Source organism: Blautia sp. AF32-4BH (assembly GCF_003460565.1).
Classification (GTDB): domain Bacteria; phylum Bacillota; class Clostridia; order Lachnospirales; family Lachnospiraceae; genus Fusicatenibacter; species Fusicatenibacter saccharivorans.
In genome coordinates, this window is sequence record NZ_QTVL01000007.1 from 86,187 (window position 1) to 107,640 (window position 21,454).

At 40.0% G+C, this 21,454-nt stretch carries 28 protein-coding genes; all 28 read right to left on the reverse strand.

What is annotated here, in order from left to right; translation table 11 throughout:
* Positions 1–126: 126 nt before the first annotated feature.
* Positions 127–1,770: an IS66 family transposase gene (gene tnpC / locus DWZ44_RS10325; RefSeq protein WP_117804822.1), complete on the reverse strand. Its 1,644-nt coding sequence runs from the start codon at positions 1,768–1,770 to the stop codon at positions 127–129.
* Positions 1,771–2,049: 279 nt separating this feature from the next.
* On the reverse strand, positions 2,050–2,418 hold the full coding sequence (tnpB, locus tag DWZ44_RS10330) for an IS66 family insertion sequence element accessory protein TnpB (protein WP_009243734.1): 369 nt from the start codon (positions 2,416–2,418) through the stop codon (positions 2,050–2,052).
* Positions 2,408–2,809: a hypothetical protein gene (locus tag DWZ44_RS10335; protein WP_009243735.1), complete on the reverse strand. Its 402-nt coding sequence runs from the start codon at positions 2,807–2,809 to the stop codon at positions 2,408–2,410. The genes tnpB and DWZ44_RS10335 overlap by 11 nt, the downstream gene beginning before the upstream one ends.
* Positions 2,810–3,153: 344 nt before the next feature.
* The gene (locus DWZ44_RS10345; RefSeq protein ID WP_117804865.1) at positions 3,154–3,444 is read right to left on the reverse strand and encodes a topoisomerase C-terminal repeat-containing protein; all 291 of its coding nucleotides are present in this window, start codon (positions 3,442–3,444) and stop codon (positions 3,154–3,156) included.
* Positions 3,445–3,589: 145 nt separating this feature from the next.
* Positions 3,590–4,327: a 23S rRNA (adenine(2058)-N(6))-methyltransferase Erm(B) gene (gene erm(B) / locus DWZ44_RS10355; RefSeq protein ID WP_008687088.1), complete on the reverse strand. Its 738-nt coding sequence runs from the start codon at positions 4,325–4,327 to the stop codon at positions 3,590–3,592.
* Positions 4,328–4,451: 124 nt separating this feature from the next.
* A complete protein-coding gene (locus tag DWZ44_RS10360) occupies positions 4,452–4,535 on the reverse strand; it encodes a 23S rRNA methyltransferase attenuation leader peptide (RefSeq protein WP_001814874.1) in 84 nt (27 codons plus the stop codon).
* Between the two features lie 20 nt (positions 4,536–4,555).
* Complete coding sequence (locus tag DWZ44_RS10365; protein ID WP_003060411.1) at positions 4,556–5,398, reverse strand: FtsX-like permease family protein; 843 nt, start codon at positions 5,396–5,398, stop codon at positions 4,556–4,558.
* The gene (locus tag DWZ44_RS10370; protein ID WP_003061398.1) at positions 5,388–6,158 is read right to left on the reverse strand and encodes an ABC transporter ATP-binding protein; all 771 of its coding nucleotides are present in this window, start codon (positions 6,156–6,158) and stop codon (positions 5,388–5,390) included. Before DWZ44_RS10370 ends, DWZ44_RS10365 begins: the two co-directional genes overlap by 11 nt.
* A gap of 166 nt (positions 6,159–6,324) precedes the next feature.
* Positions 6,325–6,555, reverse strand: coding sequence for a hypothetical protein (locus DWZ44_RS10380; protein WP_003060191.1), 231 nt, complete (start codon positions 6,553–6,555; stop codon positions 6,325–6,327).
* A 15-nt stretch (positions 6,556–6,570) separates the two neighbouring features.
* Positions 6,571–6,900 (reverse strand): DUF3784 domain-containing protein, encoded by a 330-nt coding sequence (locus tag DWZ44_RS10385; protein ID WP_003061243.1) that lies wholly within the window; start codon positions 6,898–6,900, stop codon positions 6,571–6,573.
* Between the two features lie 14 nt (positions 6,901–6,914).
* Positions 6,915–7,124 carry a helix-turn-helix transcriptional regulator gene (locus DWZ44_RS10390; RefSeq protein ID WP_007286202.1) on the reverse strand — a complete coding sequence of 70 codons (210 nt, stop codon included), beginning with the start codon at positions 7,122–7,124 and terminating at the stop codon, positions 6,915–6,917.
* 1 nt (position 7,125) lies between these two features.
* Positions 7,126–7,440: a DUF6442 family protein gene (locus DWZ44_RS10395; RefSeq protein ID WP_003061887.1), complete on the reverse strand. Its 315-nt coding sequence runs from the start codon at positions 7,438–7,440 to the stop codon at positions 7,126–7,128.
* Positions 7,441–7,584: 144 nt separating this feature from the next.
* Positions 7,585–8,496 carry a conjugal transfer protein gene (locus tag DWZ44_RS10400; RefSeq protein ID WP_003062215.1) on the reverse strand — a complete coding sequence of 304 codons (912 nt, stop codon included), beginning with the start codon at positions 8,494–8,496 and terminating at the stop codon, positions 7,585–7,587.
* 16 nt (positions 8,497–8,512) lie between these two features.
* Positions 8,513–9,520, reverse strand: coding sequence for a bifunctional lytic transglycosylase/C40 family peptidase (locus DWZ44_RS10405; RefSeq protein WP_003059774.1), 1,008 nt, complete (start codon positions 9,518–9,520; stop codon positions 8,513–8,515).
* Positions 9,517–11,727 (reverse strand): CD3337/EF1877 family mobilome membrane protein, encoded by a 2,211-nt coding sequence (locus tag DWZ44_RS10410; protein ID WP_003060083.1) that lies wholly within the window; start codon positions 11,725–11,727, stop codon positions 9,517–9,519. The genes DWZ44_RS10405 and DWZ44_RS10410 overlap by 4 nt, the downstream gene beginning before the upstream one ends.
* Entirely contained in the window at positions 11,727–14,177 is a 2,451-nt protein-coding gene (locus DWZ44_RS10415; protein WP_003060327.1) for an ATP-binding protein, read from the reverse strand. The genes DWZ44_RS10410 and DWZ44_RS10415 overlap by 1 nt, the downstream gene beginning before the upstream one ends.
* A complete protein-coding gene (locus tag DWZ44_RS10420) occupies positions 14,155–14,553 on the reverse strand; it encodes a conjugal transfer protein (protein ID WP_003061368.1) in 399 nt (132 codons plus the stop codon). Before DWZ44_RS10420 ends, DWZ44_RS10415 begins: the two co-directional genes overlap by 23 nt.
* A gap of 107 nt (positions 14,554–14,660) precedes the next feature.
* Positions 14,661–15,164: an antirestriction protein ArdA gene (locus DWZ44_RS10425; protein WP_002323345.1), complete on the reverse strand. Its 504-nt coding sequence runs from the start codon at positions 15,162–15,164 to the stop codon at positions 14,661–14,663.
* A 17-nt stretch (positions 15,165–15,181) separates the two neighbouring features.
* On the reverse strand, positions 15,182–15,685 hold the full coding sequence (locus tag DWZ44_RS10430) for an antirestriction protein ArdA (protein ID WP_003062492.1): 504 nt from the start codon (positions 15,683–15,685) through the stop codon (positions 15,182–15,184).
* Complete coding sequence (locus tag DWZ44_RS10435; protein WP_008687105.1) at positions 15,604–15,900, reverse strand: hypothetical protein; 297 nt, start codon at positions 15,898–15,900, stop codon at positions 15,604–15,606. Before DWZ44_RS10435 ends, DWZ44_RS10430 begins: the two co-directional genes overlap by 82 nt.
* A gap of 90 nt (positions 15,901–15,990) precedes the next feature.
* On the reverse strand, positions 15,991–16,410 hold the full coding sequence (locus DWZ44_RS10440) for a nuclear transport factor 2 family protein (protein ID WP_003060053.1): 420 nt from the start codon (positions 16,408–16,410) through the stop codon (positions 15,991–15,993).
* A 67-nt stretch (positions 16,411–16,477) separates the two neighbouring features.
* Complete coding sequence (locus tag DWZ44_RS10445; protein ID WP_003060793.1) at positions 16,478–16,699, reverse strand: hypothetical protein; 222 nt, start codon at positions 16,697–16,699, stop codon at positions 16,478–16,480.
* Position 16,700: 1 nt separating this feature from the next.
* Positions 16,701–16,835, reverse strand: coding sequence for a DUF3789 domain-containing protein (locus DWZ44_RS10450; protein WP_003061156.1), 135 nt, complete (start codon positions 16,833–16,835; stop codon positions 16,701–16,703).
* A gap of 13 nt (positions 16,836–16,848) precedes the next feature.
* Positions 16,849–18,045 (reverse strand): MobT family relaxase, encoded by a 1,197-nt coding sequence (gene mobT / locus DWZ44_RS10455; protein WP_003062030.1) that lies wholly within the window; start codon positions 18,043–18,045, stop codon positions 16,849–16,851.
* Between the two features lie 183 nt (positions 18,046–18,228).
* Positions 18,229–19,623 (reverse strand): FtsK/SpoIIIE domain-containing protein, encoded by a 1,395-nt coding sequence (locus DWZ44_RS10465; protein ID WP_003062524.1) that lies wholly within the window; start codon positions 19,621–19,623, stop codon positions 18,229–18,231.
* A gap of 208 nt (positions 19,624–19,831) precedes the next feature.
* Positions 19,832–20,419, reverse strand: coding sequence for a helix-turn-helix domain-containing protein (locus tag DWZ44_RS10470; protein ID WP_003061262.1), 588 nt, complete (start codon positions 20,417–20,419; stop codon positions 19,832–19,834).
* A gap of 168 nt (positions 20,420–20,587) precedes the next feature.
* A complete protein-coding gene (locus DWZ44_RS10475; RefSeq protein ID WP_003062614.1) occupies positions 20,588–20,971 on the reverse strand; it encodes a YdcP family protein in 384 nt (127 codons plus the stop codon).
* A gap of 15 nt (positions 20,972–20,986) precedes the next feature.
* Positions 20,987–21,313 (reverse strand): YdcP family protein, encoded by a 327-nt coding sequence (locus DWZ44_RS10480; protein ID WP_003059926.1) that lies wholly within the window; start codon positions 21,311–21,313, stop codon positions 20,987–20,989.
* Positions 21,314–21,454 lie beyond the last annotated feature (141 nt).

Sequence of the window (21,454 nt, forward strand, 5' to 3'; positions counted from 1 at the left end):
GCCATAGTACGTCACCCTTACTTATAGTAGTCCTTTCCTCTGATATTTTCATGGTTGGGCAGTGTTCCTGGGTAAACGGTAGAATACGAGTACCTTGACAAATAGCAGACCGCTTTTGCGGTCTGTTTATTTTCCGCTGGCTTTTTGCGGCTTTCTAATGTTTTCGGGCAACATATCTGACCATGGCAGAAGTTCTGCAAGAAAATCTGTGTTTTTGTCATCTACATGTTTGGGAATCTCCGTAAGCAGATATTCGAAATAATCGAAAGGTTTCAGGTTATTCGCCTTTGCAGTTTCTGCGATACTGTAGATGATCGCTGAACTATTGGCTCCATTGACCGTATCGATCATCTCCCAGTTTTTCTTCCCTATACAGAATCCACGGATCGCACGTTCGCTGGCATTGTTGTCTATTGGAACATCCCCATCTTCCAGAAAAACTTTCAGGTAGCTTTCCTGGTTCAGTGCATATGTAAATGCTTCCCGTATTTTACCGTTCTTTGGAATCTTAGGTTCATTCTGTTTCAGGTACACAAAGAAAGCATCCACCAGTGGTTTTACCACAAGCTGACGCTGCATGAGCCTGTCTTCCGTAGAAAAATCAGACAGTTTTCCCTCTTCCCGGTAAATGGCCTGTATCTGTTTCATGATCAGATGCAGGATTGATTCCTTTCGGTGTGCTTTTGGTATCACTTCCAGTGCATCGTTAAACCTGCGCCTGCAGTGAACCCAGCAGCCTGCAATCTTCAGATTTTCACGCTCCTTTTCCAATGTATGATATACCTGGTACCCATCCGTAACACAGATCCCAGTGTAATCCCTCAGGAATTCCCGGGGATGGGATGCATTACGCGTTTTCTGGTATTCATAAAGGATGATCTGACGATCCCGGTACATAAAGCCGGACCGGTACACCCACATGTAACTCTGGCTGCCGGCAGGACGCCCGTCCTTATTTACAAGTACAGGAGTCTCATCTGCCTGTATCACATGATAATCATACAGAAGTTTATGCAGATAATCATACATGGTTCCCAGATATTCTTCCCCAAGACGGATCATCCAGTTCGCCATGTTCTGTCTGGTAATGGCAAGCCCGTACCTTTCGAATTCTTTTTCAAGACGGTAGAGAGGTACCGCATTTACATACTTGCCATTTATGACTGCCGCAGCAAGGGACGGGGATACAAGGCTTCCATGAAGCAGATTTCTGGGATGGGGTGCCTTTATCATGTGTTCATCCAGTTTACTGGAATAAACGCCGATATGATGTTCCTCTATCACGACACTGGCCGGAATGAACTGATAACATCGGGAAATGGCATCCGGAAGCTGTTTCCATCCGTTTTCACCAAACTCAGCCGTCAGTTCTTCCTCTTTCAGATAGTGATCAATACGTTTTACTGTCAGCCCTGCTATATCAGCCGCTTTTTTCCCTGGCTGTTTTTTCTTTTTGGGTGCTTTCAATTCCAGGTCATCAGGTTCCGGTGCATCCAGGTCGCAGACTGCCTCTGCTTCATTAAAGAATACGATAGTCCCGTCTACTTCCATGAAACGTATCTGTTCAGAATCCGCCATTTTTTCGCTGGATCTGCCAAAACGGTTCTTCTGGAAAAGGACCATCTGTTCCATCATCAGCTGCATCCTGTCATTTAAGGCCTGCGTTTGCCTGGACAATTCTTCCATCTGTCCCTGCATCCCAAGAAAAAGCTCTATCAGCAGATCCTTATCAAACTTATTCAGTTGTTCTTTTGTGTACTTGATCGTCATAACCGGAACTCCTGTCTTTATACTGATTCCGATTATAACAGAATTTTTGTATTTCCGCCAATCCTTCAGATATGGGCTTTCGTCATAATGACGGTGGATAATACATCTGGAAAGCCGTTGTTTTACAGCTTTTCAGATGTATTATCCACAACAGTTTTTCTATTCACACGATAACAAATGGAATGAGAAAAGACTGTTTGTGGATAACCTTTTTCATCCGGTTGATACACATCATTTTTACAGTTTTGGTACTTTTTTATTTTCGGCATTTTGCACAGGCTACATAATGCGGGGTGTCTCTTTCAGCTCAGAGATCGGATGGCGTGCAACGATCTCCAGTCCCTGCATCAGCATACGGTACTGGTCGTCTGTGATCGCCATTGCCTCATCTGCCGAACGGGGCCACCGGAATGCACCATTATCGAGTCTCTTGTACATAAGGAGAAAACCATCGCCTTCCCAGAGCAGTGCTTTGATCCGGTCACATCTTCTTCCACAGAAAAGAAACAGTGTATTTTTGTCGTAAGGATCAAGCTTAAACTGAAAGCGTACGATCGTTGCCAGTCCATCGATCCCACGACGGAGATCCGTAAATCCCATCGCCAGATACACCTTTTTAAATCCGGAAGCATCTGCATCATTCAGCATGGGTAAAAGCCTTTATGAGATGGCAGAGCATTTCCGGTGAAGTACCGGAAAATATCTCAGCTGACAGTCCCCTGGTATTTTTAATACGGATCATTGGCAGAGTTCCTGCCGAAATGCATGTACCGGATTCTTTTGGAGTATCTGTTTTCTTTGGATCTGGTGCAGGTGCGGGCAGTTCCACAAAAGCAGTGGTTTCTGTGTCCTGCATCTGATCCAGGCATATCTGCCTGACACGCCGGAGACGGTAATAATAGTTGGCTTTTGTAAGATTATTTTGGGTACACCAGGTTTCAACATCCATCCCTTTGGGACGATTCTGACAATTCCGGATCTGTTCTGCCCATTGTCGGATTCTGACCTGCTGAGCTACAAGGCTGGTTTGCGTAGCCATAATATTCCTCCTCTGAATCATAGTCAGTTAAAAAAGTTAAGTACTAAACTTTTTTGACTATGTTATTTTGTTGAGTATGATTATGGCATAACTTGAAGTGAATAAAAAGGTACTCGTATTCTACCGTTTACTGATTTAATGACCTCTTTTGAAAAATTTTTTAAATTTTTTCGGGTATGAAAAAAGCCCGCACAAAACATATAGTCTGTACGAGCCTTTAAAGCTAAAACATAGTAATATTGTATCATTAAGAATCACAAATCACAAGTGATTTGTGATTAATCACTTGTGATTTGTGATAAGTGATTTGTGATTAATATATAAAAGCCCTCTTTAAAGGGCTTTTATGTTTTAATGGAAAAAGAGATAAAATCAATATATCCCTTTTCCCCAATTTTTACAACGGCATTGTAGGGCTTTTTCTCTTTGTTTTTGATTCCTTTTACCAGGGTTTCTTTTCCCTCCAGTAATTCTTTTACATTCGTTTTGGTTAGTTTTTTCTTTCTAAAATGTTCAGCTAAAGTAAACTTACATTCAGGATAATTTGAACAACCATAAAACGATTTTTTTAATACAATATTGTTGCCACACTTAGGACATTTTCCTACAAGGGGTCCCGAGCGCTTAGTGGGAATTTGTACCCCTTATCGATACAAATTCCCCGTAGGCGCTAGGGACCTCTTTAGCTTCTTGGAAGCTGTCAGTAGTATATCTAATAATTTATCTCCATTCCCTTTAGTAACGTGTAACTTTCCAAATTTAAAAAAGCGACTCATAGAATTATTTCCTCCCGTTAAATAATAGATAACTATTAAAAATAGACAATACTTGCTCATAAGTAATGGTACTTAAATTGTTTACTTTGGCGTGTTCCATTGCTTGATGAAACTGATTTTTAGTAAACAGTTGACGATATTCTCGATTGACCCATTTTGAAACAAAGTACGTATATAGCTTCCAATATTTATCTGGAACATCTGTGGTATGGCGGGTAAGTTTTATTAAGACACTGTTTACTTTTGGTTTAGGATGAAAGCATTCCGCTGGCAGCTTAAGCAATTGCTGAATCGAGACTTGAGTGTGCAAGAGCAACCCTAGTGTTCGGTGAATATCCAAGGTACGCTTGTAGAATCCTTCTTCAACAATCAGATAGATGTCAGACGCACGGCTTTCAAAAACCACTTTTTTAATAATTTGTGTGCTTAAATGGTAAGGAATATTCCCAACAATTTTATACCTCTGTTTGTTAGGGAATTGAAACTGTAGAATATCTTGGTGAATTAAAGTGACACGAGTATTCAGTTTTAATTTTTCTGACGATAAGTTGAATAGATGACTGTCTAATTCAATAGACGTTACCTGTTTACTTATTTTAGCCAGTTTCGTCGTTAAATGCCCTTTACCTGTTCCAATTTCGTAAACGGTATCGGTTTCTTTTAAATTCAATTGTTTTATTATTTGGTTGAGTACTTTTTCACTCGTTAAAAAGTTTTGAGAATATTTTATATTTTTGTTCATGTAATCACTCCTGAAGTGATTACATCTGTAAATAAATACAGAAGTTAAACGATTTGTTTGTAATTTTAGTTATCTGTTTAAAAAGTCATAAGATTAGTCACTGGTAGGAATTAATCTAACGTATTTATTTATCTGCGTAATCACTGTTTTTAGTCTGTTTCAAAACAGTAGATGTTTTATCTACATTACGCATTTGGAATACCAACATGACGAATCCCTCCTTCTTAATTACAAATTTTTAGCATCTAATTTAACTTCAATTCCTATTATACAAAATTTTAAGATAACAGTCAAGAACATATCTGCACAAGTTGTAGATATACCATAAATGCTGATAATCAACATGATTACGCTTACCATCAAATAAGTAAGTGTTTCTTGCTTATTAAAATTATCCATAGTACAACGTGAATTCCAGAGAAAAAGAGAAATCGCACCAAGAATAATACTTAAAACAAAAATGACATTTCTTTTTTTACTGTCACGGAACATTTTCTTTTCATTTTGTTTGTCAAAATAAAGAAAATCACGTATCGTCATTTTACTTATTCTTCTTAATAGATTAAGCAAAACCAAAACATAAATAGTTAAAAAATAAATTATCAATAGTCCAATAGAAACGAAATTCAAAGAAATAAAGAGAGTTTTTGGAATACCCAGTAAGTTTACAATTACTAACGACACAAACTGGCTGAATAAAAAGCCAATAGGAATAGCTAATACAAATGCTAAAATTCCCAACAGTATATTTTCAATTACAACTAAGTGGGCAATTTCTTTTTTCTTAATGCCAAGAAGCATATATGTTCCTAATTCTTTACTTCTTTTTTCAAACATAAATTTCGTTGTATAGTTGATCAAAAAGCATATCACAAAAATAATAAGAATATTTACAGCGAACAATGAATTCTTAAATGCATCCATACTGGAACATAACTTTACAATTTCATCAGAATTTGCCACCAAATTAAAAGCAAATATAAGAGAAAAGGATGCAGTAACGGTTATCAGATAAATCAAATAATCTTTAATATTTCTTTTTGTATTTCTATACGCTAACTTACCTAACATTTCCCACTTCACCTCCGAGCAAGGTTAATATATCCAGTATTTCATTGAAGAAATCTTTTCTGCTTTTTTCCCCTCTGAAAATTTCATTGAATATTTTACCGTCTTTCAAGAACAAAATACGTTCACAGAAAGACGCACTAAACGGGTCATGTGTTACCATTAAAATAGTAGCCTGCATTTTCTTGTTGATTTCAGACATTGTTTCCAGTAATAATCTGGAAGCTTTTGAGTCCAAAGCTCCCGTCGGTTCATCAGCTAAAATCAGTTTCGGTTCATTGATTAAGGCTCTAGCACAAGCACAACGCTGTTTTTGTCCGCCAGAAACTTCATAAGGAAATTTCGATAAAATATCACGAATACCCAATTTATCGGCGATAGCATGAACTCTTTTCTCAATATCAGTAGGGTTCTGTTTGTTGATAACCAATGATAAAGAAATGTTTTCTCCAATCGTTAAAGTATCTAAAAGGTTGAAATCTTGAAAAATGAACCCTAAATTTTCACGTCTGAAATCAGCAAAATCTTTATCCTTGATTTTGGTAATATCTTGATTATTGACTGTAATGTGTCCGCTGGTTACAGTATCAATCGTAGAGATACAGTTTAATAGGGTAGTCTTTCCAGAACCACTAGCTCCCATGATTGCGACAAATTCGCCCTTATCTACATACATAGAAATACCGTCTACTGCCTTTGTGATATTTCCAGAGTTACCCCCGTAGTATTTTTTTACTTGCTCTAAATTTAAAATGTGTTCCATTAAAAATCGCTCCTTTCTTCCTGCCACATTTATTTGTTTTGGAATACAATTAAATTATAGCAAGGGCAGTATTCAATTACACTTACAGTTTTGAAAGTAAACAGAGAGTAAAAGAGCCGTGATAATGCAGATCACAATTTTGTGAAGCATTTCCACGACCCTTTTATTATAATTTTGCCTTTGTCTTTTTCGTAATGATATAAATATATTCTTCTGGTGTAGGGCGTTTATTCCCAAAATACTTTTTGAAATTTGCCTGCACCTCTGGGTCGGTGCTATTCATAGCTTCATCAATCGTAGCTTCAATATCCGCCCGAACATCAGCCAATGATACACCGCCAGCTTTTGCACCAGCTTTCAATGCCTTTTTTATATCTCTTTTGTTCAGTCCTATCATATTCATACCTCAATTCTACTTTTTAAAGCTAATAAGTTTTCCATTGTATTTTACAATGATGAATATGATATAAAACACTCCTACAACAATCAAAATAAGACCTATGTAATAGCCTAATTCAGAATGAGAGATTAAATTGATAATCGGCATAACAAGAATACCAATACTAACCAGTAAAGTGCCTATTCCTATTTTTTTTGTAAACACCTTTTTATCTTTAGGGTCAAGTTGTGTATAATGATAACCATGTAATAAAGTAATATTCTCTTTTATACCTATTTGATAAGATGTAAAAAGTAAAAACAATCCTATAACTATTTCAACAATCAATTCCTCTAATTCCATAATCGTTCTCTCCTTTAATCAAAATAAAATAATTCTTCAAATTTTTTATCTAAAGCTATACAAAGCACTAATGCCAATTTTGCTGTTGGATTAAATTGTCCAGTTTCAATAGAACTAACTGTATTCCGAGAAACCCCGACTAGTTCAGCTAATTCTGTTTGTGATAATTTTTTTTCTTTTCGTACAGTTTTTAATCTGTTTCGCAAAATTAAATGTTCGTCCATTCTATAAACCTACCATTAAAAATTTATAAAAGTAATACCCCATAAATAGAAAAAAGAATAAAGCAATAACAAATTTGGATTTATTTTTTGAAATATGTGCTTCATAACCCATAGAGCCAAATGCCACAGACCCAATAATTGTCATTATGTCATAGTAAGGTTCTTTACAAACTGCTTTAATGAAAAGAATTAAAATGCAGATAAATAAAACAAACATTAAGCCAAAAGATTTCCCTTGAAGTTTAATATGTTTTTCGTATTCATCAAGATATAGATTCTCTTTTTTGTTTTGTGATAGTATTTTTTCTTTATCCATTATATAACGCTCCCTTCAAATAATACCAAGTACACTTGTCATTTATATTATAGCATTCGGTCATTACAAGTCAATATTTTTGCACAGTTTTCTTGTCGTTTTGTAAAAGCGTGCAAATCTGATAGGAAATGCACGCTATATCATTTATCCTACAATCTTCCAGTTACTATCCTTATGTAGCACAAGCTCATACTGCGATACCTGCGTCGCTTTTGTCTGATTATCAATGAATTTTACCGCAACCTTGACTTTCACATTGTCGCCGTCCTTTATAAAGATAGGGTTTACCAGTTCAGAATAAAGGTAGTCCCTGCCGATAGGTTCAATCACATTTCCCAATACATAGTAAGCAAGCTCTTTTTCCGTCGCTGTTGGGTACAGCTTAAAGAATGTTTCCAGAAAAGCGGTAGCGTCATTTACCGTATCAGCGTCCACGCTTGCGTCTGCTTCTGGTGTCTTAGGCTCATAGTCTGATTTTTCAACTGCTGGTGCAAGGGTAGGGTTTTGAACGATTACCATATCCCCGTCTGCGTCCACATAGACTTTTACAGTATAGGTTGCTTTCACATTGCTTGTCTGTTCTCCCTCTTTTATCTGCTGATCTACTTCGTAGGTAGCAGAAAAAGTGTCCGCTCCCGATTGCTCGATATGCCATACAATCACATCTGTAACCGTGGAGCTGGTCGGTATATCGGTTCTAATGGTGTCTACATTTAAGTCCTGCAATTCCTTTGTCAGATAACCGCTGATTGCCTGCGTCCTTGCTTCGATAGCTTCTTTGCTGTTATCCCATGTGTAATAGGACTTCGCAAAGTTTTTCACGAAATTTTCTATCCCGTTGGTGTCCTGCAAGCAAAGTTCAATGATTTCTTTTTCATGGGTGGTGTGCTGGTCGATAGCCGTAAAATTCTTATACACCCCAAAGCTCACGCTTGCGACAAGCACCACCCACAACGCAATCACGGTTTTCTTATGTGTGCCTACCTTGACAGTACGCACCTTTTTTTCTTTTGGTTCTTTGATAGTTTCTGTCTGTTTCTTATTCTTCTTAAACATATTTTTCAAGTCCTTTCTATTGTTTTACTCGTCCTGCACCGATTAAGTGCTGTTGCCAGTAACTACTACTTAGGTCTGCATATCCTATCGGGTCGCCTGCGTGGTACATCTGTGTCGGCGAAACAAGAATACCGACGTGTGTTACATACGAACCAGCGTTATAGGTGGAATGGAAAAACACCAAATCGCCTGCTTTTGCCTGCGAGAGTGGCAGATGTTGGGTTGCGTCATACTGTGCTTGTGCTGTTCTCGGTAAGGAGATACCAGCTTTTCCATAGCACCATTGCGTCAATCCCGAACAATCAAAGGAAGTATTCGGGTTACTGCCACCATACACATACTTCCAGCCTTGATATTTCAACGCTTCATTCATTACCTTTTGTGCCAGTTCTCCCGATACCTGCGGAACTGCTAAATACTGATTGACTACTTCCACATAGAACATATTTCCATAGCCATACCGCCAGCCCCCATTCTTAGCAACGGCTATCGGGTTGGTGTAGGTTACTTTCTTTCCACCCGATTTCTCACGGGCGAAGCTCTCTGCAAGATTAAAAGTGTGTTTTTTTCCTTTTCCTGCCACATATCCCACATAGCCACCGCCATAGTTATAAGACTGTATCGCTACATTCAAGTCGTCGATACCTTGATTTTTGCAGGAAGAAAGCAGGGACGCAAAATACTTACACCCCTGCTTGATTGAGCTTTCCGTATCTAAGGAATTAGGCGGTAAACCAAGACTTTCCGAACTCTGCATAACATCTTCTGCCGTACCGCCACTTTCTACTTGAATGATAGCAAGTAACACATTGACATACTCGGAGATACCGTTTTCTCTGGCGTATTTTTCTACCATAGGCTGATGTTTCAAGACTTCTGCGGATAGGTTCATACCCGTAATGCCAGAAGAAAAATTGCTGTTCTCGTCGTCGCTGTCCGCACTAATGAGGACGCCAAAGAAAAGCACCAGAGAAAAGAGGATAGGAAACAGACTGCCAATGATAGCGATATGTTTCAGTTTCATTTTTTCTTCTGTCCTTTCTTCGTTACAAGGTTACGGGTTTTCTCTATGGTCTGCTGGTTCTTCTGGACGCTCTGGGTCTGCTGAACCTTTATCCTGCGGTCTTTGGTGTCATTCTGGCGTGTTTCCTGCGATACCACTTTTTCTACATTCTGCCTATGTACTGTCTGTGTAGGCTGGGGTGCTTTCTTATCAGAAGCACCAGAAGATAACGGACGCTCTTTGATAACATTTGTCTTGACTGGCTCACTTGCTTTCGGAGTTGGAGCTGTGGCTGGGCGTTTGACTTCCTGCATTTTTTCAACACTCGGCTTTGGAATGGTTGAAGCTGTGACTGGTCGCTCATGGGGACGGGTAGCTCCCGTTGTCGCTGATCCGTCAGCCTTTCGCTGTACCTGCCTTGCTTCTTGTGCCTTTTGAAGCTCCATACGTTTGTCAGCGATATTTTTCTTACGCTGTTCCTGCTTTTCCAAGCGTCCCGTCTGTCTGGACTGCTGTTCCTGCACCATGCCACGCTTGAAGTCGGACACGCTGGACTTTGCCTTTTCCTTTGCGGAATACACCGCATAAGCGGTCTGTGTCGGCATATCCTTGATATTCTCTTTGACAGCGTTTGCCTTGTCTTTCACTTTATTTTTCGTATCTAAAACAGCACCGACTTTTGAACCTGCACGCTGTCCCATGCTGGAAGTGGTATTGCCCCGATTTTCTTTAGAAGCCGTATTTTTTCTTTCGGCTCTCTTGCCAGCAACGGCACTTCCAGCCACCGCACCAGCTACACCGCCCGAAATACCGCCAGCACTTACCGCCCTTGCAATACGGTGTTCCATACGCCTAGCCCGATGTCGCATAAACAGATACGGTCTGCGGAATATGCGTCGTCCCATGCTTTGACTGTCGCCAGCATTAAGTGAGAACATACTCATTAAGTCGCCCAGCTTCATGTAGATACCAGCGAAACATACTATCTGCAAGAACGCCACCATAAAGAATGGGTAGTCTGTGGAAATGTTGTAAAACATACTGGAAATACTAAATGCCACCGTTACAATGAGCGTTATTCCTGCCCGTGTCATTATGGTATTAAATACTCTCACGATTGCCTGCTTTGCCATGCTTTCATAGCTCGGTATCATGGAAAGTAAAAAACTGATAGGTAAAAACATTGCAAAGATAATAAAAAGTATCTGGCTGAACAACATCATGCCCGTAAGCAAGAATACAAATATCGTGATACCCAAGTTAAAGAACAAGAGGAAGAACACCATACCCAAACGGTTCACGACCTGCGGTATTGTCAGATTGTTATTGTCGTTGTCCTCGATTTCTGTTTTCACGACTTCCTCTCTGGTTTTCCCGTCCTCGTCCTCTGGACTTGCCGATACGAGAGCTTCTACACGGTCTGTCCCGATTTCTTCTGCGTTGCTGTTCCCGAATTGAAGCAAGAGCCACGGCTGTTCCACTTGAATAGAAAATAGGCTGTCCCGTATCAAGTCCACGCTGTCCTTACCCTCGCTGTCGGAGTTAGGGAGCATGATTTTTGTTCCCAAATCCAAAGAAGCGGTACTGATGTCTGATGAAAATTCATTTATCTTCTTGATATAGTCGGGAGCATAAGCAATAAATGAAGCGGACAGCACGAACACCACCACAAAGTTGATAACAGCGTGAAGTGCTTTGCTGGTTTCCCGTTTTATCAGTCCCGTATAAGCAACGTACATTCCCACCACTAAGATAATGAGAAGCAGGAAACCAACATAGAAGCCCGTAGAAGAAAAGCCGTTCTCGGTAACGCCTGCAAGGGTCTGTATGCTCTTTCCGATACTGTCTGCCATATCATTGATGAAGTCCAGCTTATAGGCTTCCTGCACCACATAGCCCGTTGCATTACTCAAATACAAACTGATAGTCCAGACAAAGTTGGTAATGCAGTACAGCCCGTATTGTACCGATTTTCCGATACCGTCGAGCCAGTTCCACGGAAGCCACGACCAGCTATTATCGACGAAAAAATCAAGCTGGTAGTTGGAAAGGGGATATTTTGAATAAAGATTTTCTGCGTTTATGGTATCGTCTACAAGCCCCGTCGCATGAGCCACCGTCCCCAAAAGTGAAAGCAGGATAAGGGAGAGTGCCACCACGAACAGAGCCATTTTGAGAAAGTGGAAAATCTTCTTTTTTGTGAACACACCTTTTATCCTTTCTTTCATCACTCCACCTCATTTCTCTGTACGGGCGGTCTGGTATCAAAGGCGTGTAGCAGTTCTTCAAAGACTGGGTGTATCTGCACCACACCGACACGCCCGTATAAGTCCTGCAATAAGCATTGTCCGTTCTCCAAATCACGCAAGCGTTTCTGGTTGTTCTCATCGTCCTTGTCGATACCGAAAAACTCTAAGGTCTGCTTTATCTCGTTTATATCCGTGCTTCTAAATGCAAACTTTAAGCCGATATTGTTTTTCAGACTTTCCTTTGACACGTCATAGGCAGACTGGGTAACGAAATAAACGCCTGCCTGCATAGCTCGCCCAGCACGAACCAGCTTATTTGATAAGGTTTCTCCTTGTGCCACATTTAAGAACGCCCACGCTTCGTCTAAATCGACAATCTTAAAAATGCTTCTGTCCGAATGGATAAAATCAAGGGCAAAGGTACTAATCACAATCAGCATAGACACAGACAACAATTCAATGGTCGTGTATTCTTCAAAAGTGGTATCTTTATCTGGCAGTACAAGGTCGGCTACTTGAATGATATTGAGCTGATTATCCAGACTGATAGCATTTTCTACCGTACCGTCTGAAAACAGCAGGTGTGCAAAGTCGTAGTCCGTGAAGCTGTCGATATGGTCTGCGATATTTCTTGATATGGGCGTATCTTCACGGCGTAGCTCGTCTATCACATGGAGCAAGCCCCGACTGTCGCTCTGGGTAACGGAGCGTACTGCCTTACGAAGTACGGGGAATTTTTCGCCGTCCCTTGAAGAAATACCCGTAAGGAATGTTAAGATGTCGATTGCCAGACTTTCAGCGTCTTTTACATTCTTCATAATCACAAACGGGTCAAGAAGCCCTGCATTGTCCTTATCGCTGGTAAGATTTACGATATTGATTTCATGTGCAATCTCTGGGAGCGTTTCTTTCCAGTTACCACGCTCACTTTTAGGGTCTAACAGAAGTGCTTGACCGCCAAACAGCACCGCATAATATACCAGAAGATTGTTACAGAACGATTTCCCACCGCCAAGCGAACCGACAAAAGCAGACGCTAAAGCGTTGGTAACTGTACCTTTTACACCTTGACTGGCAAGGGACGGTTGCAGGTACACATTTCTTCCCGTATCAACAGAATAGCCCATATAGATACCCGTAGTTTCTCCTAACTGCTGTGTCGCACCAAAGCCAAGCCCAGCTAAAAAATCTGATTTTACATACTGCACATAGTCATTGATATATCGCTTGCTGGCTGGTAAAAATTCAGAATGAAGCCCCAGCATATCCCCAGCAGGACGCACCAGCTTTACATTGAGGTCGTCGTAAAAGTCCTTGACTTCATCACAACGGCGTTTCAGCTCGTCAAGATCGGGTGCAGACACCCGTATGACGTAGCTTAACTTATACATACTTTCTTTTGTCTGGTCTAAATCAGTTTCCAGCTCGTCCACGCTGTCTAAAGCGTCCACCACATTTGAGCTGGTTTCACTTCCTGCTTGATAGGCGTGATTATCAAGGTCTTTCAGTTCCTTTTTCTTGTTGCGGACGGTCGTTAATGCTTTCCGATTTTCCACGATTTCTACATTCATGCTCGTATCAACGGGGAATGTGAATTGCTGTTGCTGGAAATAGAAGATTTCAGACGACGGAAAATCAAGCTCTCCTACAATCGCATTGACGGTAAAATAGGACACATAGCTTTCCTTGTCCTCATGTTCCAATCGTAAATACCGCTGGCTTTCCTCAATCACACACCTTGTCGGACGGATAAGGTCGTAGTATTTTATCAGCGTCTCTTTGTTCAATTTTTTCTTTGGTAGCTGGTACTCATAATCTTCATAAGCGATACCGTCCCTGCCGTAAAGATGTTCCATGAGATACCCAAAATCATGGATTTCCAAGCGACGCACCTTAAAGCGACGGGAGATTTTATTTTCCAGTAACTTTTCCATTTTTATGTAACGGTTGATTTCATCATTCGGCATGGAAACAAAATCATTCATCAGCGTGTGGTTCACTTCATGGAGAAATTCTGTGAACGTCAGCCACACCGATTTTTTGATGTTCTTCAGATTGAGCTGTTCTTCCGTAACCATGAGCTTAAAGCCAAGAAAAAAGCGGTAGTCCACTTGATTGTCCCCAATCATAGATACTAACGCTTCGGTCTGTTCGTCTATCTTCTGGCAGGCAACTTCCTTTAATTTTCCAGTTACCAGCTTCTTTGACTGTTCCTGCATACTGCGGATTGAGCTTTCTGTGGCAATCTGCAACGCATGAATTTTACCCTCACGGGACTGTGCGATAAGCTGTCGGAAACTGTCATGCACGATAAATTTCTGCTCTGCGGATAGAAAAGAATAGTTGTATGGTATCAGCTCATAGTAGGCGAACACCTCATTGTCCTTGTTCCAGACAAGGTTATTGTCAATATATTTTATCGGGAACATAGTTCACACTCCTTACTGCCGTGATTGTTTCATTCAATATCTGCTTATGCAGTTTTACGGCTTTTCCTGCATAAGTGATTTTTGGTCGCAGGGCATAGGTTATCTGTGATTTCAAAAAGCTGTACGGCTTCTTTCCGTCAAAGGTTTTCTGCGACATGAACCAAGTGAGAGCAACGGGAATACCAAAGTATTTGAGAAATGCTCCCTCAATCATGGAAAGTGGGGGAATATCCCCAAACAGAATGATGATAAATTCCGTAATCACAAACCATGTAATCTGTGTAAAAGTAACGGGAAAGGGTAAGTTAAAGTCATTGATTGCATACAAGACTTTTTCCACGTTCCAGATACCCGTGTAGCTTTTAATCTTTTTCAAGTTCTTTCAGCTCCTTTCAAAATAGAAAAGGACAGCCATTTTCAGACTGTCCCTTAAAGAGAAATACGCTGTCAGTAGCAACAATGCTTGTCGCTGATCTTCCAGCGTTAATATGGTATCTCGCACATACCTCGGCTTGTTTCAATAAAGCAACCGCCCATATCCAAATCTCGCCCGTAGGCTTCATAGTCAATGTAATTCTGTAAGCTGGGTGGAATGTCCCCAAGTGCCTGCAATTCGTCTATGTAGTAGTAGGCAACATCTGTCATGGTTTCACAGTCGGGATAATAGTAAATATCGTCCTTATGTTCCACGACTTCTTCCAGCGTCCCATAGTGGCTGATAAATTCGTCCAGACACTCTACAATATAGTCGGGAAGTTCCTCTATCATTTCATACATCTCATTGAGTTCTTCAATGGAAACATACTCGCCAATCGCAATGGGAAAGTTGTCGGTATCATGGATAGCGTATTCCTCATACTGTTCATTCAAGCCGATTTTTTCTTTCACATCTTCCTCGTCAATGGGGAACGTGAACCAAGCACCGACTAAATAGCCCTCATTGTATTTGCCAAGATTAGCAATATAAACCGCCATATCATCAATCATAAGCACCACCTCATTTCCTACTCTGGCAGTTCAAAGATACCGTGTTCTGTTACTAAAAATTTCCCGTGTTCCTGCAAGTGAGAAGCGTAGGCTTCAAAGTCAAAGTAGTATTCTTGACAGTCCTCGGATAAATGCTTGAACATCGGGTCGTTCATCAGCTTTTGCCTTGCAACATCTATCATGCTTTTACAGTCGGGATAAACAATAATCACGTTCCTGCAAATATAAAGTGCTTCTAAATTTTCAAACACCGTAAGTAGTGATACATATTCTTCCTGCATATCACTTGAAAGCTGGCGGTACATAAAATCTAATTCGTTGAGCTGGTACACGCTGGTGTGTTCGTGGACTTCATCAGCATAAGGCAACACCTTTTCGATAATACGATAATCCCCACTTTCTGCACCGATACCTAACTTTTCTTCAAACTCGGCAACATCTATCGGCAGGTCGAACCAGTATGATATTGTTTCTTCGCCAGTTGTTCCTCTCGTTTCCACCAGCACCCTTGTTTCCTGCATTGTTCCTCACGTCCTTTCTGTTGCTTCATCACATCTTTTAAGCTCTGGTACGACATACCAAACACATACTTTGAAAAATCTTCTAACTGTTTTATATCATAATTCGTAAGCGGTAATCGCTTCATTTCATGCCACACTTTACGCTTGTAAGAGGGCAGGTTAGAAATATAATCACAGCCGACGTTTGCCTGCATATCCTTAAAAATATCGCTCATTTCATCACTCCAATCTGATTTTAGGTAAGAAAAAAGCAGTCAATCCTAAGACTAACTGCTTTATGTATATGGATATAATTTGATTAAGTTTTAAAACCAGTTTGTTTTTTCATCTCTAAATTGAGGGTTATCGCTGTGTTGATATGGATTATAGTTATTCAGATTGCAACCATATTCTTTTAATGATTTGATTTTGTTATCTTCTGTCCATTCAATTAAGGAAATACCGTCAAATTCTTCAACGCTTCCCGTATTCATTTCATTTTTAAAATACCATTCTACGACAGTTTGATTTTCTTTATGAAAGAACTGTTTAATATCCCAAATAATGACTTTACCACGAGTATTCCATTCATTAAACCAATGTTTTACTGTTTTAAGATTTTCATATTTAGGACACCAGCTTTCCGTATAAACAACATCTTCTGTAAAAATTTTATCTATTCCTAAGTCTTGCTGTTTCAACCACATATCAAACCATAAACGAATAATTTTTTCTCTCTCATTCAAAATAGAACACCTCGATTACTTCTTTTTTCACATTATAGCACCCATACATCAGCCCCACAATAAAATTTTATGCACCGATAATCTTATTGAACAGCTCTAACAGTACATCTTTCACACCGCCAGCATTGAATACCAAGCCGACAGCAATCAAGGCAACTACCAAGAAACCGATAAGTTTTGAAAACTCACGCTTGAACCCTAAGTAGATACCGATAACCACAATCGACATAAGCACTAAGCTCTGTGCGTTGCTTAAAAACCATTGATACAAATTTTGCCCGAAATTCATGTTATTTGTCCTCGCTTTCTTTTAATTTCTTCATTTCATAGTCAGCTCCTTTGCCAACACTTAAAATACACATCAAGGCTACGCCGATACCCGTTCCAACAGATACCAGCAGGAAGTCTTTCAATAATTCCCACATTTTTTCATCACTCCTAACTTTCTACTAAATCTTTTGCAGGGGTCGTCTGCTGTTTGATTATCATTTCATGCTTTTCTGTGAGCTTTGCCTGCTGTTCGATAGTTTTCATGTAGTCTGTTCCGTTTCCCTTATCAATCCTTTTCAGCATTTTCAAGGTCGGTGCTACCTGCCGTTGTACCCACCGCAATGTACGGTCTAAGGTGTAAGGCTCTGGCTTTGTCGTCAGCTTCAAGCTCTGTCTGTTATCGCCGATAAACCACGCCCAGCGGTCATTGAGTTTCCAGTCATTTTTTCGCTTGTCTGCTTCTTCATCAACAAACCGCACATACTGGTTGATGATAGAAAAGGCAGTCTGCTCTGCGTCATAATAGGTCAGCAAATCTCGTACTGCATAATAGGCACGTTCATTTCTAAGCCGTATCTCAAAACGGTTGATAATGTCGGCTTCTTCCAGCGGTGTCCCTAACTTGACGTACTGCTCATAGTCCTTTTCATAGATACAGAAATACACATCTGATTTTAGCGAACCAAGATAAAGGGTGCGTCCCATATATTCTCTGTCGTCCTCTCTATGCTTGATAAGCTCGCCCGACTGATAAAACTTATAACTTCTGGACTTTCCGATATATTCCCGTTTCCTGCATTTTTCCGCAAGCTCTGGAATATCCAAAATACCCGTATGGTCGTTGATAGCAAGGTCGATACGCTTCATCACGCCACCGTCTATGAGTGCGTCCATGAGAAAGTCATACCAACTTCTTTGTTGTGCCAGCAGGTAACTTTCAAACTGTCGGCAACCACGCCCCTTTAACTCTAAAAGGACACCTTTTTCTTCGTCAGCCGACGTATAGATAAAGATGTCCCCTAAAGAATAATGCTCCGTATAACTGTAATGTCCGTAATCTTCATGGAGCATATAATTGATATTCAGTTTTAATATATCTTTGATGATGTGCTGTATATCCAGCGTGGGAAAACGAATTTTCACATAATCAAACAGCATGGTAAGCGGTACTTCTGGATTGAACCTTGCCAGTTCCTTATGCAGAGTTTCCAGAAGTTCCTTTGACGGCTTCATTTTTCCACTTTCTATCTTGTTGAAATATTCCCTTGTGATACCAGAAGCCACCGCCAGCCTGCCTTGTGAGATACCGTAAGCAATCCGTTTCTCCCGTAATTCTTTTATCCGTTGTTCTTCATTCAGAACCATACCCCCAATCTGTAAAGTGTGAAGTTTTTTAAGGCGACTTCACAGCCGATTTTTGCTAGAAAACCATGCCAGAAGCCTTATGTTTCCTATGTTTTTTGTCTATTGTCTATTTGCAAACGTACCCCTCTGTTAGATACCGAGGGGTTTTACCTGCTGGCGTGGCTGACGCCACACCAGCAACGGCTAGTCCGTGCCGTCGCCTTTCGCTTCGCACGTCGCCGTCCCGTCCTGCCTTGCTTGTGCAAGAGAGCTGATAGTCTGTAAAAAATCATGTCCTTTTGGGACTAAAGGCGTGTAAAACTCACTTATGACGCTTGTTCCCACATCACAATAGCCACGCCCCTTGATACGCTTCTGGAAAAACTGCTTTTTCACATCTGAACCAAACAGCATACCGTAACCTAATTCGCTGATACGCCCAAGTCCCACACGGAAATTGAAGTTATCTCTGATACCATCTGAAAAATACTTTGCGTCTGGACGCTGGCAGGCAACAATAAGGAAATAACCTGCTTGTCGCCCTAACATAACGATTTTCTTTAACTGGCTAAGTAAGCTCACGCTTTCTTTTGTCCCCAACATTTCAAAAAACGCTACATATTCATCAAAGATAAGAAAGCAGGGTGGAAGTCCCAGATAGGCGTAGTTTTCGCCCGTCTTATAGTTCGGGTGTTGCTTCATTTCCTCACTTCGCCGTACCATGCCCTCATAAAAGGCATTGACGCAATCAATCATTTCTTCTTTGGTGTGATAGACATTAGGCATGACTGTTCCCAAGTCTGCAAGGTCGCTGTTCTTTGGGTCTAAGATATAAAGGACAGCGTTGGTATGCAGTAAGGCTTCAATGAGCGTCAGCAGAAAATAAGTTTTACCGCCACCAGTCCCACCAGCAATCAAAGCGTGAGGGAGTGCGTCATATTCCCACACAAGATTTTTCATCAGCCTAAGACAGCCGTTTTCTGCCCATACTTCATCAATGGTAATGCGGTTTGCTATCATGTCATAAAGCAGGGTGTATTCAATATAGCCGTCATGTAAGGTCTTGTCGGTCAGCTCGCAATACAAGCCACTTTCCAATTTATCCTCTAACCGTAAAAGCTGGTCTTGATATTTTCCTAACGTGATTTCACAGCGGATATGGAGCAATCCCTTTTCCATTTGATAATAAATCTTTGGAAACCAGACGATTTTTTCCCTTGATCTGCTTTGCAGGTCAGTAAAAAAACCGCTGTCTTGTACGGTATCGGCTTCATACCACTTATTTTCCAGTATCATTCGTGCCAGCTTTTGACGGTGCAATAGCTTCTTGAAACTGTCGTAACAGAAGCGGTAATACAGAAAAGCGACCAATGCACAAACACCAGTCGCTATCAGCACAGTTATGAAGTTGTAAGGGGAAAGCGTCAAGCCGTTTTCTAACAAGCTGAAATGTTCCCAGTCGGTACGCATGAGCTGTTTGATGTTCAGTAGCAGAAGAACCGCCATGAATACAAACAGAAGCGTCCCTATGGAAAAGTGGTAGACAAGGTGCTTGTCGCTGGCTCTGATACGGTGTCCTTTGTTCCAAATCATACGCATAAATCAATCCTTTCTAGGTATGAAAAAAGCAGTCAATCCTAAGACTAACTGCTTAATCAACAATAAAGTGTAAATTTTATTGTTTCTTTTCTTCTTTTTTATCTTTTTTATTTTTTCTATCCCACCAAGTACCTGCTAATGAACAACTTCCGCCCATAACTATAAAGCCAATCATAATAAGCCAAAATTCCATGATTTCTCCTCCCTTTTAATTTGTTAAATGCTGGCAAATAAAAATTACAACAAAACATATAATAAGTGCGATTACACCTGCAATGAATGCAAATATGATTTTTTGATAATTTCTTTTTCCTATTTCTTGTTGTGTTTCATCATGCGTTAATTGCTTTCCGTCAATAAATGCCAAAATTTCTTTATAGGTTTGAATGTCATGGCTCTTTTTGAATTTTTCAATCTTACTTGCCGTATAGAGCGTTATTGCAAACAAGCATAACCAAATAATAATTCCTATATTTCCCTTAATACTAAATAAAGGATAGGCACTTATGGCTACGACTATCAATTCAATTAGGAAAACTACACTTATCACATTAAACTTTTTAATAGTTGCTTTTTCTACAATCTCCCTCATCTCCTTTATATCTTCTTTTATAAAATTATCTAAAGACACATTGAAGATATTAGATAAAGTAATTAAACTTTTAACATCTGGACAACTTTTATTTGTTTCCCAGTTAGAAATTGTTTGTCTTGAAACAAATATTTTAAGAGCCAGTTCTTCTTGAGAAATTTTTTGTTGTTCCCTAAATTTTTTGATTTGTAATCCAATATCCATCTTGAATCTTCTCCTTTATTGTATATGAATATAGCTATTTTGTCTGTCAAAAGCCTTTGACATTGCCATTTTCCCTTGTCAAAATAGTTTTACATGGCTTAAAACAGAACTTTTCAACTAATTATATCGGTTCTATATATAAGTTACAAGAAAAATATGGGCTCACATTTATTTTTTCATCTGTCCTTGCGGTACATGGTTCTGTGGATTGCCTGCGTTCTGATTGCCTTTATTCTTCAACACAATATCCTCTGCCTTTACATACCAGTCCACATCTGCACCCGTATAGGTTTTTCGTGATACCGTATCGGCTACTGGATTGACAAGCTCCACAACTGCATTGTACGGAAATTCCCTTACTGGTACTTCTGGCGGTACAGACACGGGGATAATTCCACCATGCAGACTGCACTTCAAATCATAGATACGCTTTTTAAGCTGGGTACTCGGTGTCCCGTCCTCATTCTGCAAGAATACATCACGCACTGCTGTAAATTTTAATTCTCCAAATGTTTTCTCTTTGTCAATAACAAAACCGTTTGATAATCTCATAATATTTTCACTCCTTTACTTTTCTTCAACTGCTACAATATCATCAGCAAGTAACACATAATCGGTATGTCCCATATCCCCAATTGCGTAACCTCTGCCGTATAATTTCGGATTGACAAGTTTTACTTTCTGTTCATACTTGAAATGCTTTTCGCCAGCCTGCACGGGAATTTCCACGACAACATTTTCGCCTTTCTGCACATCAGAATAAAGGTTGTAGCTTCGTCTGGCTAAGACCCTGCGGTTATTTTTATCTCTTTCAAAGATAGGCTCGCTTTCGCCTGCAAATTCAAGTGTTCCAAAAGACTGTGCCATATCTGGCACGACATATTTCATTTCCATATTGTTTTACCTCGTTTCTTTCTATATTTGATAAGTTTTTGATAGTGATTTCTTATTCTGGCGGTTAGGGAAGTACCAGCAAGTCCCCAGATAGTAAAGGGTAAAATAAATGCTTACGCACCCTTGACTATCCGTGTTCTT